Source organism: Pseudomonas sp. NFACC13-1 (assembly GCF_900104425.1).
Classification (GTDB): Bacteria; Pseudomonadota; Gammaproteobacteria; order Pseudomonadales; family Pseudomonadaceae; genus Aquipseudomonas; species Aquipseudomonas fluorescens_AA.
The window spans coordinates 150,497-166,622 of sequence record NZ_FMXV01000004.1 but is presented as its reverse complement, the minus strand read 5'-3'; the positions used below and the strand labels follow the sequence as shown (position 1 = coordinate 166,622).

The 16,126-nt window shown below is 62.1% G+C and carries 14 protein-coding genes and 1 pseudogene; 3 read left to right on the top strand and 12 right to left on the bottom strand.

The features are described 5' to 3' along the window. Nucleotides 1-61 precede the first annotated feature (61 nt). From ubiB to ubiE, 3 genes and pseudogenes are all read right to left on the bottom strand, one after another. Nucleotides 62-1,666, bottom strand: coding sequence for a ubiquinone biosynthesis regulatory protein kinase UbiB (gene ubiB / locus BLQ55_RS07440; protein WP_092203308.1), 1,605 nt, complete (start codon nt 1,664-1,666; stop codon nt 62-64). Next, nucleotides 1,663-2,287: pseudogene (locus BLQ55_RS07435) on the bottom strand (SCP2 domain-containing protein). Before BLQ55_RS07435 ends, ubiB begins: the two are co-directional and overlap by 4 nt. Further along, the gene (ubiE, locus tag BLQ55_RS07430) at nt 2,287-3,057 is read right to left on the bottom strand and encodes a bifunctional demethylmenaquinone methyltransferase/2-methoxy-6-polyprenyl-1,4-benzoquinol methylase UbiE (RefSeq protein ID WP_003196937.1); all 771 of its coding nucleotides are present in this window, start codon (nt 3,055-3,057) and stop codon (nt 2,287-2,289) included. Before ubiE ends, BLQ55_RS07435 begins: the two are co-directional and overlap by 1 nt. Before the next feature lie 155 nt (nt 3,058-3,212). Here ubiE and BLQ55_RS07425 point away from each other — a divergent pair, with 155 nt between their 5' ends. From BLQ55_RS07425 to BLQ55_RS07410, 3 genes are all read left to right on the top strand, one after another. Continuing rightward, entirely contained in the window at nt 3,213-3,488 is a 276-nt protein-coding gene (locus BLQ55_RS07425) for a polyhydroxyalkanoic acid system family protein (RefSeq protein WP_060739573.1), read from the top strand. A gap of 269 nt (nt 3,489-3,757) precedes the next feature. Further along, nucleotides 3,758-4,180 (top strand): phasin family protein, encoded by a 423-nt coding sequence (locus BLQ55_RS07415; RefSeq protein WP_092253159.1) that lies wholly within the window; start codon nt 3,758-3,760, stop codon nt 4,178-4,180. A 10-nt stretch (nt 4,181-4,190) separates the two neighbouring features. Further along, complete coding sequence (locus BLQ55_RS07410; protein ID WP_092253158.1) at nt 4,191-5,090, top strand: phasin family protein; 900 nt, start codon at nt 4,191-4,193, stop codon at nt 5,088-5,090. 207 nt (nt 5,091-5,297) lie between these two features. Here the strand turns inward: BLQ55_RS07410 and BLQ55_RS07405 are convergent, their stop codons facing one another. The 9 genes from BLQ55_RS07405 to argS form a co-directional block, all read right to left on the bottom strand. Next, nucleotides 5,298-5,918 (bottom strand): TetR/AcrR family transcriptional regulator, encoded by a 621-nt coding sequence (locus BLQ55_RS07405; protein WP_092253156.1) that lies wholly within the window; start codon nt 5,916-5,918, stop codon nt 5,298-5,300. A 60-nt stretch (nt 5,919-5,978) separates the two neighbouring features. Next, complete coding sequence (gene phaC / locus BLQ55_RS07400) at nt 5,979-7,661, bottom strand: class II poly(R)-hydroxyalkanoic acid synthase (RefSeq protein WP_092203318.1); 1,683 nt, start codon at nt 7,659-7,661, stop codon at nt 5,979-5,981. A gap of 113 nt (nt 7,662-7,774) precedes the next feature. After that, nucleotides 7,775-8,632, bottom strand: coding sequence for a poly(3-hydroxyalkanoate) depolymerase (gene phaZ, locus BLQ55_RS07395; RefSeq protein WP_003186648.1), 858 nt, complete (start codon nt 8,630-8,632; stop codon nt 7,775-7,777). 198 nt (nt 8,633-8,830) lie between these two features. Beyond that, nucleotides 8,831-10,510 (bottom strand): class II poly(R)-hydroxyalkanoic acid synthase, encoded by a 1,680-nt coding sequence (gene phaC / locus BLQ55_RS07390; RefSeq protein ID WP_092203320.1) that lies wholly within the window; start codon nt 10,508-10,510, stop codon nt 8,831-8,833. Nucleotides 10,511-10,788: 278 nt separating this feature from the next. Then, nucleotides 10,789-11,166 (bottom strand): gamma-butyrobetaine hydroxylase family protein, encoded by a 378-nt coding sequence (locus BLQ55_RS07385; protein WP_092253154.1) that lies wholly within the window; start codon nt 11,164-11,166, stop codon nt 10,789-10,791. 168 nt (nt 11,167-11,334) lie between these two features. Then, nucleotides 11,335-12,672 carry an ATP-dependent protease ATPase subunit HslU gene (gene hslU, locus BLQ55_RS07380; protein WP_053117636.1) on the bottom strand — a complete coding sequence of 446 codons (1,338 nt, stop codon included), beginning with the start codon at nt 12,670-12,672 and terminating at the stop codon, nt 11,335-11,337. Between the two features lie 50 nt (nt 12,673-12,722). Then, entirely contained in the window at nt 12,723-13,253 is a 531-nt protein-coding gene (gene hslV, locus BLQ55_RS07375) for an ATP-dependent protease subunit HslV (protein WP_003196958.1), read from the bottom strand. 276 nt (nt 13,254-13,529) lie between these two features. Continuing rightward, nucleotides 13,530-14,225 carry an SPOR domain-containing protein gene (locus tag BLQ55_RS07370; RefSeq protein WP_003196959.1) on the bottom strand — a complete coding sequence of 232 codons (696 nt, stop codon included), beginning with the start codon at nt 14,223-14,225 and terminating at the stop codon, nt 13,530-13,532. A 1-nt stretch (nt 14,226) separates the two neighbouring features. Continuing rightward, complete coding sequence (argS, locus tag BLQ55_RS07365; protein WP_092203326.1) at nt 14,227-15,963, bottom strand: arginine--tRNA ligase; 1,737 nt, start codon at nt 15,961-15,963, stop codon at nt 14,227-14,229. Between the last annotated feature and the right edge of the window lie 163 nt (nt 15,964-16,126).

Here is a 16,126-nt window from a genome sequence, read left to right as displayed (position 1 = left end):
CGCGCACCTGACGTCGGCGGGCCCAGCGTTGAAACAGTGTGCCAGCGCGAACCGGTGCTGGCTATCGGCGAACGACCAGATACAGACCCACCGCCATCATGATACCGGCCGGCCAGTGACCCAGTTCGCTCAACGGCCCGCCGGTCGCCAGCACCGCGCCGCCGCCCAGGTGAGCCGCGCCCAGCAGGCGCAACAGCCAGTCGTCCTTGCGTCGGTGCCACGGTGGCGCCGGGTCGTGGGCGTGGGGTTGGGACATGCGTTCGAGCAGGTCGCGGGTCATGTTGGCCAGGTGCGGGATCTGCTCGAACTGGCTCTGCACGTTGCCCAGCAAGGCGCGCGGGCTGACGCGCTCGCGCATCCAGCGTTCGAGGAACGGTTGGGCGGTGTTCCACAGGTCGAGGTCCGGGTACAGCTGGCGACCGAGGCCTTCGATGTTCAACAGGGTTTTCTGCAGCAGCACCAACTGGGGCTGGACCTCCATGTTGAAGCGTCGCGCGGTCTGGAACAGGCGCATCAGTACCTGGCCGAAGGAAATATCTTTTAACGGTTTTTCGAAGATCGGTTCGCACACGGTTCGGATCGCCGCTTCGAATTCGTTGAGCTTGGTCTCGGCCGGCACCCAGCCCGAATCGATGTGCAGTTGGGCGACACGGCGGTAATCACGCTTGAAGAAGGCGAACAGGTTGCGGGCCAGGTAGTCCTGGTCCTCGGGGGTCAGGCTGCCGACGATGCCGCAGTCGATGGCGATGTATTGCGGGCTCCACGGTTGCACGGTGCTGACGAAGATGTTGCCCGGGTGCATGTCGGCGTGGAAGAAACTGTCGCGGAACACTTGGGTGAAGAAGATCTCCACGCCGCGCTCGGCCAGCAGTTTCATGTCGGTGCGCTGGTCGGCCAGGGTCGCCAGGTCGGTGACCTGGATACCGTAGATGCGCTCCATCACCAGTACTTTCGGCCGGCACCAGTCCCAATAGACCTGCGGCACATAAAGCAGCGGCGAGCCTTCGAAGTTGCGGCGCAACTGGCTGGCGTTGGCGGCCTCGCGCAGCAGGTCGAGTTCGTCGTAGATGGTTTTTTCGTAGTCCTGGACCACGTCCACCGGGTGCAGCAGGCGCGCATCGGCCGACAGCCGCTCGGCGGCGCGGGCGAGGATGAACAGCCACGCCAGGTCCTGGGCGATGATGGGCTTGAGGCCCGGACGGATGACCTTGACCACCACCTCTTCGCCGCTCTTGAGCTGGGCGGCGTGAACCTGGGCCACGGAGGCCGAGGCCAGGGGCTCGACGTCGAAACGGCTGAACACTTCGCTGATCTTCTTGCCCAGTTGTTCCTCGATCAGCGCCACCGACAGCTTGGAATCGAACGGCGGCACGCGGTCTTGCAACAGCATCAGTTCATCGGCGATGTCTTCGGGCAGCAGGTCGCGCCGGGTCGAGAGGATCTGCCCGAACTTGATGAAGATCGGTCCCAGGTCCTGCAAGGCCAGGCGCAGGCGCGCGCCACGCGTCAGGTCCAGGGTTCGTCGGGGGAACCAGCGCCACGGCAGCACGAAGCGCAGCGCCAGGAGAAACCAGGGCAGCGGCAGGGCGAACAGCAGGTCATCGAGGCGGTAGCGGATCACGACGCGCTGGATGCGCAACAAACGGCGGACGGCAAGCAGCTTCATGCGTTATCGCTTGGTTTCAAGGGATCGGGAAAGGCGCTCGAAACGCGCCTCGAGACGTTCCAGGTCAAGCTTGACCTGGTCCAGTTCATCAAAACGGGCCTGGGCCTCGCGTTGGCCTACGAGGGTACGCGATTCTTCGGCCAGGTATTCACTCAGATTCTGTCCCAGGCTGGCGAAGCCCTGGCGATACCAGCGGCGGCGACTGTGCAGATGGCCGCTGAGCAACTGGGTCGCCACCGGGCCGATCCAGCGGGACACTTCGTATTCCCAGTCCAGTTCCAGGTCCTGGAGAATCGCCGCCAGCTCCAGCAGCACGCCACTGTCGCCGTCGAGTTCGACTTCGGGGCTGTGCAGCACCGCGGTCTTGTCCTTGCCCAGGGCCAGGTTCAGCAGGCTCGAGGCTGGGGCGCGCAGGGTGCAATCGGCTTCGGCTTCCCAGTGGGAGGCGAGCATCAGGCCTTCGTCGCTGGGCAGGATGAACAGCTGCAACGTAGGGTTGCGGCAGTCGACGGCGATCACCTTGCCGCTCAAGTGCGCCAGGCGCGCGAGCGCCGTGCTGTCCAGGCGCAGCACCCGGTTGATGCCGAGTTCGACGCTGGCGAGCAGGCCGGTGAGCAACATCAGGGCTTGATACCGCGGTGCAGGGCGACGATGCCCGCGGTCATGTTGTGGTAGGTCACGCGGTCGAAACCGGCCTCGACCATCATCGACTTCAGGGTTTCCTGGTTCGGGTGCATGCGGATCGATTCGGCCAGGTAGCGATAGCTTTCCGAGTCATTGGTGATCAGCTTGCCCATCAGCGGCATGAAGGCGAACGAATAGGCGTCATAGGCCTTGGACATCAGCGCGTTGGTCGGCTTGGAGAACTCCAGCACCAGCAGGCGGCCGCCGGGCTTGAGCACGCGCAGCATCGAGCGCAGGGCGTCTTCCTTGTGGGTGACGTTGCGCAGGCCGAAGGCGATGGTCACGCAGTCGAAATGGTTGTCGGGGAACGGCAGCTTTTCGGCGTCGGCCTGGACGAACTCGACATTGCCGGCCACCCCCAGGTCCAGCAGGCGGTCGCGGCCGACCTTGAGCATGGACTCATTGATGTCGGCCAGCACCACCTGGCCGGTCGGCCCGACGATGTGGGAAAACTTCTTCGTCAGGTCACCCGTGCCGCCAGCGATGTCCAGCACACGATTGCCGCTGCGCACGCCCGACAGCTCGATCGCGAAACGCTTCCACAGGCGGTGCATGCCGCCCGAGAGCAGGTCGTTCATCAAGTCGTACTTGGCGGCTACCGAGTGGAAAACCTCAGCGACTTTTTCCGCTTTCTGGCTTTCCGGCACGTTCTTGAAGCCGAAGTGAGTGGTGGGTTCGGCATCGCTGCCTTTGCGCTGATCAGTCATATCGCGGTCACCAAAAAAGAATGCGGGACATTCTAATCCCGGTGGAGGGCTTTGTCTTGGCAAGGCTGAAGGTAAGATGGGCGACCGCCGGGACGTTTTGACGCAGCCAGGGTCTGAAACGTTCAGGCAAGTCCCGATAAAACAGGAGTCACCCGATGGCCCGTATAACTGTTGAGCGTGCCCATGGCCTGGGCAAGGAAGCGGCGCGAGAGAAAGCCGACAAGCTGGCGCAGAAGTTGTCCGACAGCTATGGCCTGGAGCCGCAGTGGGTGGGCGACACCCTGAAACTCAAGCGTTCCGGGGTCAAGGGCGAAGTGCATGTGGGCGAGGATTCGATCCGCGTCGACGTGGAACTGGGCATGTTGATGTCGGCCATGAGCGGCACGATCAAGACGGAAATTGAAAAGGCGTTGGATAAGGCGTTGGCTTGATCGACCGAAAGGATGGGGTGGAACAAACTCAAGTTCACCACCAATCCACCTGTGGGAGCGAGCCTGCTCGCGATAGCGGCGTGTCATTCAACATCAATGTTGCTGGTCCGCCGCAATCGCGAGCAGGCTCGCTCCCACAATGGATAGTCATCGCCCTCAGGTTTTGTGTCAGTTGTTAGGGTGCCGTTTCTAATTATTGTCACTACTTTGTGCCTGAGCCCGTCCATGTGCGGGCAGTTCCTCAAACCTTTTTTCGAGTGAGGTGCACCATGGCCAAAGTTGTTCTGAAGAAAAAAACCGACGTTGAATCTTCCACGCTCAGCGACGTGAAAACGTACGCGCGCAAGATCTGGCTGGCTGGCCTGGGCGCCTACACGAAGGTCGGCCAGGAAGGCAGCGGGTACTTCCAGGAGTTGGTTAAGGCTGGTGAAGTTATTGAAACCAAAGGCAAAAAGAAAATTGCCGGGAAACTTGAAGCGGCCAACAGCGAATTGATTGAAGCCAAGAGTGACGTCAATACTTTCAAGGCCCGGGTTGAAGTACAACTCGATAAAGTCGAGAAGGTATTCGATGCGCGTGTTGCAAGTGCCTTGAATCGTATCGGCATTCCGTCTAAACATGACGTTGAGACACTCTCTGCTAAGCTCGATGAGCTGACAGCATTGCTCGAACGTGTCGCGCGTAAACATTAAGGAGAACGGGATGGCTGGCAAAAAAATCACAGAAAAAGAGGGCAGCTCGTGGGCCGGGAAGATTGAAAAATATTCCCGCAAAATCTGGCTTGCTGGTTTAGGCGTGTACTCGAAGATCGACACTGACGGCAGCAAGCTCTTCGAGTCCCTGGTTAAGGACGGCGAAAAGGCCGAAAAACTCACCAAGACGGCAGTCGGCAAACAAGTCGAAGCCGCCAAGGACTCTGCCGAGTCCGCCAAGTCGCGCATCGGCGGCGTGAAGGATCGGGCACTGGGTAAATGGGACGAACTGGAAGGGGCTTTCGACAAGCGCCTGAACAGCGCGATCTCGCGCCTGGGCGTGCCGAGCCGTAATGAAGTCAAGGCGCTGCACAGCAAGGTCGACACCCTGACCAAGCAGATCGAAAAACTCACCGGCGCCAAAGTCGCACCCGTGGCGACCAAGACAGCGGCGGCCAAACCGGCCGCTAAAACGGCAGCCAAACCACTGGTCAAGGCTGCGGCAAAACCAGCGGCGAAAGCAGCGGCCAAACCCGCGGCTAAAACCGCTGCGGCCAAACCTGCTGCCAAGGCTGCGGCCAAACCGGTAGCGGCGAAAGCGGCCGCCAAGCCCGCCGCCAAACCGGCAGCTAAGCCAGCGACCAAGACTGCTGCAGCTAAACCCGCAGCGGCCAAGCCAGCGGCTAAGCCTGCAGCCAAGCCTGCGGCAAAAGCGGCGGCCAAACCCGCTGCGGCGAAAAAGCCCGCCGTGAAAAAACCGGCCGCGCCAAAAGCCGCCGCGCCCAAGGCGCCAACCGCGGCCGCCAAACCGGCAACCCCGGCGAGCACGACGAACTCCGCCGCCGCTCCGACTCCGGTCGCCACTCCAGCACCAACGGCGGCGCCAACGACGCCTTCCACCCAGTCCTGATTCTGCGGGACATGCAAAAACGCCCGGCCTGTGAAGGTCGGGCGTTTTTGTTTGTACGCAGGTCATCCTGTGGCAGCGAGCTTTGTGGGAGCAAGGCTTGCCCGCGATGAAAACGCTGCGGTCTCTTGAGGACCGCAGCGCCTGGATCGCGAGCAAGCTTTGCTCCCACAAAGCTAGCTCCCACAATGGATCTTCCACTGCTGGTCGTCAGTCATGCTCTTCCAGGTACCGCAACGCCAGCCGCTCCGTCGCCACCTTGGTCGCGGGCGGCAGGTGCGGCGCCACCAGCATCATGATCTGGTAGACCACCAGACGAACCTCGCCCTCGCGGTCCAGGATCCGCTGGTAGTCCAGGGAGAACAGCAACGTCATGGTGATCTGCTCCACCAGTTGCCCCAGGGCCTGGGTATCGCTGACCAGCAGATCCTGGGCCTTGAGCTGCGCCAGCAGTGAGGCGAGGGTTCGTTTCAGGGCGTTGAGCAATTGACGGATGCCCTTGGCCAGCTTCGGCAGGCGCCCGGCCAGGTTCGACAGGTCCTGGAACAGAAACCGGTACTGGGCCAGGCGCTCGACGATCAAGTGCAGGAACAGCCAGTAGTCTTCCGGCGCCAACTGCGCATCCGCCGGTGGGTCCAACAGCGGTGCCAGTTCGCTCTGGAAGCGCTCGAACAACCCGAGGATCAGCGGTTCCTTGCCATGGAAGTGGTAGTAGAGGTTGCCTGGGCTGATGCCCATTTCGTTGGCAATCTCCATCGTGGATACGTTCGGTTCGCCCTTTTCGTTGAATAATTGCAGGGCACATTCAAGGATGCGGTCGCGGGTTTTCATCCGGTCTTCTTAATGATCGAGTCGTGCCACGGCCAATCGCCTGGCCGTGGGCTAGGGGCTTCAGCGCACGCGAACATAGGTGCCGGGGGCGGCGTCCAGAGGTGGGTAGTTCGCGTTGCCCAAGGTCATCTGGGTTTCGTGCTGGGCACCGGAGCGTTCCTGGATCCAGCCCAGCCATTGCGTCCACCAACTCCCTTCGACGTGGGCGGCGTCGTAGTACCAGGCCCGTGGGTCGCTGCTCATTTTTGCGCTTTCGATGTAGTTGGCCTTGGGATTGCCCGGCGGGTTGAGAATGCTCTGGACATGGCCACTGTTGGAAAGCACGAAGCGTTTGTCGCCACCGAGCAACAGCGTCGAGCGATAGACGGCGTCCCAGGGCGTGATGTGATCGTTGATGCCGGCCACGCTGAAGCTGTCCACCGTCACTTTCTGCAGGTCGATGGGCGTGCCGCACACTTCCAGGCCGCCGGGGTGGGTCAGTGGGTTGTGCTTGAAGAAATCCAACAGATCGCCGTGGTAAGCCGCCGGCAGCCGGGTGCAGTCGTTGTTCCAGTAGAGAATGTCGAAAGCCGGCGGCTCTTTGCCCAGCAGGTAGTTGTTGATGAAGTAGGTCCAGATCAGGTCGTTTGGACGCATCCAGGCGAACACCCGGGCCATGTCGCGACCATCGAGAACGCCCTTCTGGTAGGAGCGGCGCTTGGCGGCCTCAAGGGTCTGCTCGTCGATGAACAGCGTGGCCGGGCTGTCGATCTGGCTGTCCAGCAGGCTCACCAGGTAGGTGGCGCTGGCGACTCGGCGCAACTGGCGCTTGGCTTGCAGATGGCCTTGCAGGGCGGCGATGGTCATGCCACCGGCACAGGCGCCCATCAGGTTGACCTCACGGGCGCCCGTGATCGCCCTGCAGACGTTCATGGCCTCTTCCGTGGCCTCGACATAGCTGGAAAGGCCCCATTCGCGGTGGCGTACGTCAGGGTTGCGCCAGCTGATGATGAACACCTGCAAACCATTTTTCAGGGCGTACTGGACGAAGCTGTTGGAGGGGCTGAGGTCGAAAATGTAGAACTTGTTGATCTGAGGCGGCACGATCAGCAATGGCTTGGCGTACTGCTTTTCGCTCATGGGCCGGTACTGGATCAGTTCGAGCAATTCGTTGCGAAACACCACCGCGCCGGGTGTGGTCGCCAGGGTCTTGCCGACTTCAAAGGCATGGGGCGTGGTTTGGCGCGGCAAGCCGTCGTTGTGCAGCAGGTCGTCCACCAGGTGGCTGATGCCTCGAACCAGGCTGGCGCCGCCGGAGTTGAACAGCTCCTTGACCGCCAGTGGGTTGAGCAAGGTATTGGAGGGCGATACGGCGTCGTTGAGCAGGGCGAAGGCGAAGTGGGCGCGGGCGCGGTCATCCTCGTTCATGTCGCTTTCGTCAATCCAGCTCTTGACCTGTTTTTGCCAGCTCAGGTAAGCCTGCAGGCTGCGGCGATAGAACGGATTGAGCTGCCAGGTGGGGTCGGCGAAGCGCGGGTCGTTGGGGTTGGTGGGGTGCAGGGTTTCGCCCAGCAACACACGGCCCAATTGACCGCCCAGTTTCAACGCATGCCGGGCGCTGTGCATCGGGTTGCGCAAGCCGTGTGTGGCCACACTGCGCAAAGTGGACAGCAGGTCCCTGCCGCGCAGGCCGGTGACCGCACTTTGTGCGTTGATGAAACTGGCAGGGGCGGGCATGGAGCCCTTCGCCGGTTTGTCGCGCATGAGTCAACTCCTTCGTCATCAGGCTAAAAACAAACACACCGAACCAGACAACATAGTCGCTGTTTCGGGTCGTTGCGCGATCAGGCGTCCTGCCAGGCGCTAATGGGCGGGTTTCAGCCGCCGCCCAGCGGCGAGGGATGCGGATGCATCACGGCACGCTGACGTTCTTCCTCCAAAAACTTCATGATGATCGGCGCCACCGCCTCGGCCCGGGTGATCAGGAACAGATGGCCGTCATCGATGATGTGCAATTGGGCGTTGGGGATGCGCCAGGCCAGCATGCGCATGTTGATCAGGGGAATCAGCGGGTCGTCATCGCCGGCCAGCACCAGCGTGGGCTGGTGGATCTTGTGCAGCCAATGGATGCTGGTCCAGCCGAGGCCGGCGAACAGTTGCCAGTAATAACCGAGCTTGCCCGCCGAACGAACCTTGGCCGCGTGGCTGGCCGCCAGGCTCGGGTCACGACGGAACGAACCGCCATAGATCAGCGGTGCGATACGCATCACATGGGAAGGCTGAACGTAGCGCCGGGGGCTGGCCATCATCCACAACACCTTCGGTTTGCCCGGCACCATCACCGCCCCGGCAGCCGTGGCCGCCAGCACCAGCTTCTTGCAGCGCTCCGGGTAGTCATAGGCAAACTGCTGGGCCAGGGCGCCCCCCCAGGACACGCCGATCACGTTGACCTGCCCGTAGTCGAGGTAATCGAGCATCCGCGCGGTGAGCTTGGCCAGGCCCGGAAAGCGATACGGCCGGTTGGGCGTCGATGAACCGCCAACGCCGGGCACGTCAAAGGCGATGACTTCCAGGTCCGGGTCCAGGGCCTGGATGAACGGAAACACCAGCTCGAGGTTGGCGCCGATGCCGTTGAAAATCAGCAAGGGCGTCAAGTGAGGCTTGCCGGGACGTACCGCGGTGCGCAAGGTCTGGCCATCCAGATCGACGGTACGGAAGATGTACGGTTGCGGCATGCTTCAAGCCCTGTGGGTTGGGTCGCTGTCTTTCATTTTTCCCCGATCCCCTGTGGGAGCGAGCAAGCTCGCTCCCACAGGGGGATCTGCTGTGAACATGGATTTTATGTTCGCCAGCGCTGTGGGCCTTGCATTCAGTGTCGGCTGGCGGGATGTATTCGTGAGCAAGCCCACCCCGCAGCAGACGAGTTGCATCCCTTACCGCTCATGCACATAGGTGCCGGGCGCCGCTTCACCGGCCGGGTAGGCCTTGTTGCCCAACACGGTAGGGGCTTTTTTCAGTTTGCCCGAGCGCTCGGCCTGCCAGGCTTGCCAGTGCAGCCACCAGGAGTCGGTGTGCTTGGTTGAATTCTCCTGCCAGTCTTCGGCCTTGGCCGGCATGTCATCACTGGTCATGTAGCGCGACTTGGGGTTGCCTGGGGGATTGAGGATGCTCTGGATATGGCCGCTGCTCGACAGCACGAACTCCACCTTGCCGCCAAACAACTGCGCCGACTTGTAGCAGGACTTCCACGGCGTGATGTGGTCGTTGGTGCCGGCCAGGGAGTAGATGTCGGCGGTGACCTGCTTGAGATCGATGGGGGTGCCGCACACTTCCAGTGCGTTGGGGCGGATCAGTGGATTGTTCTTGAACATTTCGATGAGGTCACCGTGGAACGCCGCCGGCAGCCGCGTGGTGTCGTTGTTCCAGAAAAGGATGTCGAACACGGGCGGTTCGTTGCCCAACAGGTAATTGTTGACCCAGTAGTTCCAGATCAGGTCGTTGGGGCGCATCCAGGCGAAGACCTTGGCCATGTCGCGGCCTTCGAGTACGCCGGCCTGGTAGGAGTGGCGCTTGGCCGCTTCCAGAGTCTGTTCGTCGACGAACAGTGCCACGTCGGTGTCCAGGGTGGTGTCGAGCACGCTCACCAGCAAGGTCAGGGCGTTGACCTTTTTTTCGCCGAGGGCGGCGTAATGGCCCAGCAGTGCGGTGCAGGTGATGCCGCCCGAGCAGGCGCCGAGCATGTTCACGTCCTTGCTGCCGGTGATGGCCGTGACCACGTCCACCGCTTCCTTGAGCGCCTCGATGTAGGTCGACAGGCCCCACTCGCGCTGCTCCTTGGTGGGGTTGCGCCAGCTGACGATGAAGGTCTGCACGTTGCTGCGCAGGCAGAAGCGCGCCAGGCTCTTGTCCGGGCTCAGGTCGAACACGTAGAACTTGTTGATCTGTGGCGGTACCACCAGCAGCGGTCGCTCGTGGACCTGCTCGGTGATAGGCCGGTACTGGATCAGCTCCAGCACGTCGTTGCGAAACACCACGGCGCCTTCGGTCACGCCCAGGCTCTTGCCGACCTCGAACGCGCCCATGTTCACCTGGCTCGGCATTCCGCCGTTGTGCACCAGGTCCTTGGCCAGGTGGGACAGGCCGTCCAGCAGGCTCTTGCCGCCGGTTTCGAAGAAGCGCTTGACCGCCGCCGGGTTGGCCGCCGAATTGGTCGGGGCCATGGCTTCGGTCATCAGGTTGATCACGAAATGCCCGCGGCTGATGTCCGCGGGCGAGAGGCTGCTGTCGTCGATCCAGGCGTGCAGCTCCTTGCGCCACGCCAGGTAGGTTTGCAGGTAGCGTTTGTAGAGCGGGTTCTGGCTCCACGCCGGGTCGGCGAAGCGACGGTCGTCGCCGGCCGGTTGCAGTTCGGATTTGCCGAACAGGACATTCTTGAGTTCGACGCTGAAATGGGCGACATGCTTGACGCTGTGCAGCGGTTGCCTGATGGCTTGCTTCAGCACCATGCGGGCAGAGGCCAGCAGGTCTTTCCTGCGCAAGCCGACGACGGGATTCAACCCCAGGGTGTTTTCCGAGGCCTGGTACTTCAGGTCATCGTTGTTCTTGTTGCTCATCTACGACGCTCCATTGTCCTTCAGACGAGTACCCGGTTGGTGCCATGAAGCCACACATCCGATACCAGGTACGCTGCTCGGGTGACCATTAATTCCGCATCGAGGGCCAATGAGGAAACGTATGCCAGGAACTCGCCGGTTCCTTTGCAGGGAACTTGCCAGCTCCATTGGTTACCCGAGTTTAATTTTTTTCGCAAGCAGGCCAGTCATTGACGTTGCTGCGCGGGCATTCAAGCAGATGAGTCTAGAAAAATCGCCCTAAAGCGCCAGCCCTTGAGCTAGAGCATCAGCTTGACGACGGACGCGTTCGGATCGCGGGTTTTTCCGGCGGCCTTGAGTTCGCCAAGATAATCGTTCCACAGGTCTTGCTGGCGCACCGCCAACTGGTAGAGATAGTCCCAGGTGAACAATCCGCTGTCGTGGCCGTCGTCGAAGGTCAGTTTCAGTGCGTACTGGCCGGCCGGTTCGACCTTGGTCAGGGCAACGTTGAGCTTGCCGTGTTGCAGGATGGGTTTGCCATGGCCCTGGACCTCGGCGGAAGGCGAGTGCACCCGCAGGAATTCGGCGGGCAGGTGGTACTCCTCGTCCGGTGCGTATTTGAGCGTCAGGGTCTTGGAGGCTTTGTGCAGGTTGATGGCGGTGGGGAGTTTGGTCATGGCCTGTGATCCGTCTCTGAAGGATGCCTTGATCTGCAAAAACGACACGGCCCATGTGGGAGCGAGCTTGCTCGCGATGAGGAGTTGACAGTCAACACACGGGTTGAATGTCATGCCGCCATCGCGAGCAAGCTCGCTCCCACAGGTACCGGGAAATTTGTCGGTGGGTTACAGGATATACCGCGACAGGTCTTCGTTCTGCGCCAATTCACCCAGGTGGCTGTTGACGTACTCGGCGTCGATGAGGATCGGCGCTTCGTTGTGGGCGCTGGCCAGGTCGCCGGCGCTGAACGACACTTCCTCGAGCAAGCGTTCGAGCAGCGTGTGCAGGCGACGGGCACCGATGTTCTCGGTCTTCTCGTTGACCTGCCAGGCGATCTGGGCCAGGCGCTTGATGCCTTCTGGCGTGAACTCGATGCTCAGGCCTTCGGTCTTGAGCAGCGCGCAGTACTGTTCGGTCAGGGACGCATGGGGCTCGCTCAGGATGCGCTCGAAGTCTTCCGGCGTCAGCGCCTTGAGTTCGACGCGGATCGGCAGGCGGCCTTGCAGCTCCGGCACCAGGTCGCTCGGTTTGCTCAGGTGGAACGCGCCGGAGGCGATGAACAGGATGTGGTCGGTCTTGACCATGCCCAGCTTGGTGTTGACCGTGCAGCCCTCGATCAGCGGCAGCAGGTCGCGTTGTACACCTTCGCGGGACACATCGGCACCGCCGACATTGCCGCGCTTGGCGACCTTGTCGATTTCGTCGATGAACACGATGCCATGCTGCTCGACCGCTTCCAGGGCCTTGGCCTTCAATTCTTCTTCGTTGACCAGGCGGCCGGCTTCTTCGTCGCGCACCAGCTTCAGCGCTTCCTTGACCTTGAGCTTGCGGCTTTTCTTCTTGCCCTTGCCCATGTTGGCGAACAGGCTCTGCAACTGGTTGGTCATTTCTTCCATGCCCGGCGGCGCGGAAATGTCGACGCCGGCCATCTCGGCCACTTCGATCTCGATTTCCTTGTCGTCCAACTGGCCCTCGCGCAGGCGCTTGCGGAACAGCTGGCGGGTGTTGGAGTCCTGGGTCGCGGCGGCGTCGGCGTTGAAGCCCATGCGCGCCGGCGGCAGCAGGGCGTCGAGGATGCGCTCTTCGGCGGCGTCTTCGGCGCGGTGGCGGACCTTGGTGATTTCCTGTTCGCGCAGCAGCTTGATGGCGGCATCGGCCAGGTCACGGATGATCGACTCGACGTCGCGGCCGACATAGCCGACTTCGGTGAACTTGGTGGCTTCGACCTTGATGAACGGTGCATTGGCGAGCTTGGCCAGGCGCCGGGCGATTTCGGTCTTGCCGACACCGGTCGGGCCGATCATCAGGATGTTCTTGGGGGTCACTTCGACGCGCAGCTCTTCGGGCAGTTGCATCCGGCGCCAGCGGTTACGCAGGGCGATGGCGACGGCGCGCTTGGCATCGTCCTGGCCGATGATGTGGCGGTTGAGTTCGTGGACGATTTCGCGGGGAGTCATGGACATAATAATTGGCGGTCCTCAAGCAAGAATGAGCCGGTGCGCAGGTGGCAGGCTTATTCGGCGAGGTCCTGCTCCTCAATGGTCTGGGTGTGGTTGGTGAAGACGCAGATGTCGCCGGCGATGCCCAAGGCAGTCTCGACGATCTCACGGGCTGACAGGTCGGTTTTTTTCAGCAGGGCGCTGGCCGCGGCCTGGGCGTAGGCACCGCCGGAACCCATGGCGATCAAGCCATCCTCGGGCTCAACGACGTCGCCGTTGCCGGTGATGATCAGCGAAGCGTCCTTGTTGGCGACCGCGAGCATGGCCTCGAGGCGGCTCAGGGAGCGGTCGGTCCGCCATTCCTTGGCCAGCTCCACGGCGGCGCGGACCAGATGGCCCTGGTGTTTTTCAAGCTGGCCTTCGAATCGTTCGAACAGGGTGAAAGCATCGGCGGTGGCGCCGGCGAACCCGGCGATGACCTCGCCGTGATACAGGCGGCGCACTTTCTTCGCATTGCCTTTCATCACGGTGTTGCCCAGTGAAACCTGGCCGTCGCCGCCCATGACGACTTTGCCATGACGGCGGACTGAAACGATGGTGGTCAAGGGAGAGTCTCCACGCAGCGGGGCGAAAATGCCCGGATGGAACTCATATGGGGGTGGCGTGGGGTTTTTCAACTGCGGGGTGGGGGAGGGGACGAGCGGTGCGAGTCACGTAGGAGCTGTCGAGCGGAGCGAGGCTGCGATCTTTTGATCTTTCGCTTGAGACTCAATTGTCTGGGGAAAGATCGCAGCCTCGCTCCGCTCGACAGCTCCTACGGGCCCAGCGGGAGCAAGCTCCCTCGCCACAAAAGCCATAGCCACAGGCGTTATCGGTGGAAATCAGCGGCTCTGGCGTTGTTGTAACAACAGGTTGCTGAAACCACTGCCCGCCAATTGTTTCTGGGCCTTGGTCAGTTCCTCGCGGTTGCTGAACGGGCCGACCAATACCCGGTACCAGGTTTCGTCCTTCACCGTCCCGGATTCCACGGACACGGATTGGCCCAGCAGAATGATCTGCGCGCGGACCTTGTCGGCGTCGGCTTCCTTGCGGAACGAACCGGCCTGCAGGAAGAACTTCGTCACCGGCGCGGCTTTCTGTACCGGAGGGGCGGGTGGCGGCGTGATGCCGGCCAGGGCCGCCTGGGCGCGAGCGGTGTCGATCTTCGCCGCTTCGGCCGGGGTCACCGGTGTGGTGGGCACTTGCGGCGTCGGCAGGGTTTTCTCCGGCACGGCATCGGGCGGCACGATGACTTCCGATTCCGGCAGCAACGTGTAGAAGTCGTACTTCGGCTTCACCGGTTGTGTCGGGCTCGGCGGGGTCTTGTTGGCCTCGGCGATGCGGGTGGCTTTCTGCTGCTCCTGCCGGACGCGCTTGACGTCATCGCCCTGGCCCGGCTCCAGCTTCATCAAGAACACAATGAACGCGCCGACGGTCAGGCCGATGGCCATCCACAACCAACCTGGAATCGGTTTTTTGGCTGGAGGCTGGTAACGACTGGCGCCGCGCTTGGGTGCAGGTTTTTTCTTGGCGGCCAACTTACATGCGCTCCAGGGTTTCCAGGCCCAGCAATTCCAGGCCTTGCTTGAGCGTGCGCCCGGTCAGCGCGGCGAGGCGCAGGCGGCTCTGCATTTGCTCCGGGGTTTGCGCATTGAGGATCGGGCAGTTCTCGTAGAAGCTGGAGAACAGGCCGGCCACATCGTACAGGTAGGCGCACAGGGTGTGCGGCGTGCCCTTGTCGGCGACGTTGTTCAGGACCTCGCCGAACTGCGCCAGCTTCGCCGCCAGTTCCTGTTCCAGAGGGGCCTCGAGCACAATCTGGCCGTCCACTTCGTTAAAGCCCTTGCCGAGCTTGCGGAACACCCCCGCCACGCGGGTGTAGGCGTACAGCAGGTACGGCGCGGTATTGCCTTCGAAGTTGAGCATCAGGTCGAAGTTGAAGCTGTAGTCGCTGGTGCGGTGCTTGGAGAGGTCGGCGTATTTCACCGCGTCGATGCCCACCACCTTGGCGATCTTGCGCAATTCGTCCTCGGCCAGGTCCGGGTTCTTGCCCTTGACCAGGGTGTAGGCGCGGTCCTGGGCTTCGGTCAGCAGGTCGATCAGCTTCACCGTGCCGCCATCGCGGGTCTTGAACGGGCGGCCGTCGGCGCCGTTCATGGTGCCGAAGCCCATGTGTTCCATTTCCATCGGACGGGTCACGAAGCCGGCCAGGCGCGCCACTTCGAACACTTGCTGGAAGTGCAGGGCCTGGCGCTGGTCGACGAAATACAGCACTCGATCGGCCTTGAGCACGCTGTTGCGGTAGCGCACGGCCGCCAGGTCGGTGGTGGCGTAGAGGTAGCCACCGTCGGCCTTGACGATGATCACCGGCAGCGGCTCGCCGTCGGCGGTCTTGAACTGGTCGAGGAACACGCACTGGGCGCCGTTGCTTTCCACCAGCAGGCCCTTGGCCCTGAGGTCGTTGACCACGTTGACCAGGTCGTCGTTGTAGGCGCTTTCGCCCATCACGTCGGCCATGGTCAGTTTGACGTTCAGCAGCTCGTAGATTTTCTGGCAGTGGGACAGGGAGATGTCCTTGAACTTGCTCCACAGCGCCAGGCACTCGGCATCGCCGGCCTGCAGCTTGACCACCAGGCCACGGGCACGGTCGGCGAACTCGGGCGATTCGTCGAAGCGTTGCTTGGCGGCGCGGTAGAAATTCTCCAGGTCCGCCAGTTCGTCGCTGGTAATCGGGTTTTCCTGCAGGTAGGCCATCAGCATGCCGAACTGGGTGCCCCAGTCGCCAACGTGGTTCTGGCGGATCACGGTGTCGCCAAGAAACTCCAGGACCCGGGCCACGCCGTCGCCGATGATGGTCGAGCGCAGGTGGCCGACGTGCATTTCCTTGGCGAGGTTGGGGGCCGAGAGGTCGACCACGGTGCGCTGCAGCGGGCCGGCCTTGCGCACGCCGATGCGTTCGTCGGCCAGGGCCGCATCCAGGCGCGAAGCCAGGGCCTGGGTGTTCTGGAAGAAATTGATGAACCCGGGGCCGGCGATGTCAGCCTTGCTGACGTTTTCGTCGGCCGGCAGCGCGGCGATGATTTTTTCCGCCAGGTCGCGAGGTTTCATGCCGGCCGGCTTGGCGAGCATCATCGCGATGTTGCTGGCGAAGTCGCCGTGGGTCTTGTCGCGGGTGTTCTCGACCTGAATCGCCGGCGACAGGCCTTCTGGCAGCACACCTTCAGCGACGAGTTGGGCGATGGCTTGCTGGATGAGCTGGCGAATGGTGTCTTTCATGGTCTTCTCTTTCAACCGCAGGCGCGGCGGCGCTTCGATGCGCTGGTGGAAAAACTGGGCATTATCCGTGGCCCGGACGAGCTTGCCAACTGTAGCGGGTCGGTTGGGGATGTGTGGTGACTATTCTTGCTGGCCTGGATGTATGCGATCCCACAGGGGCAGG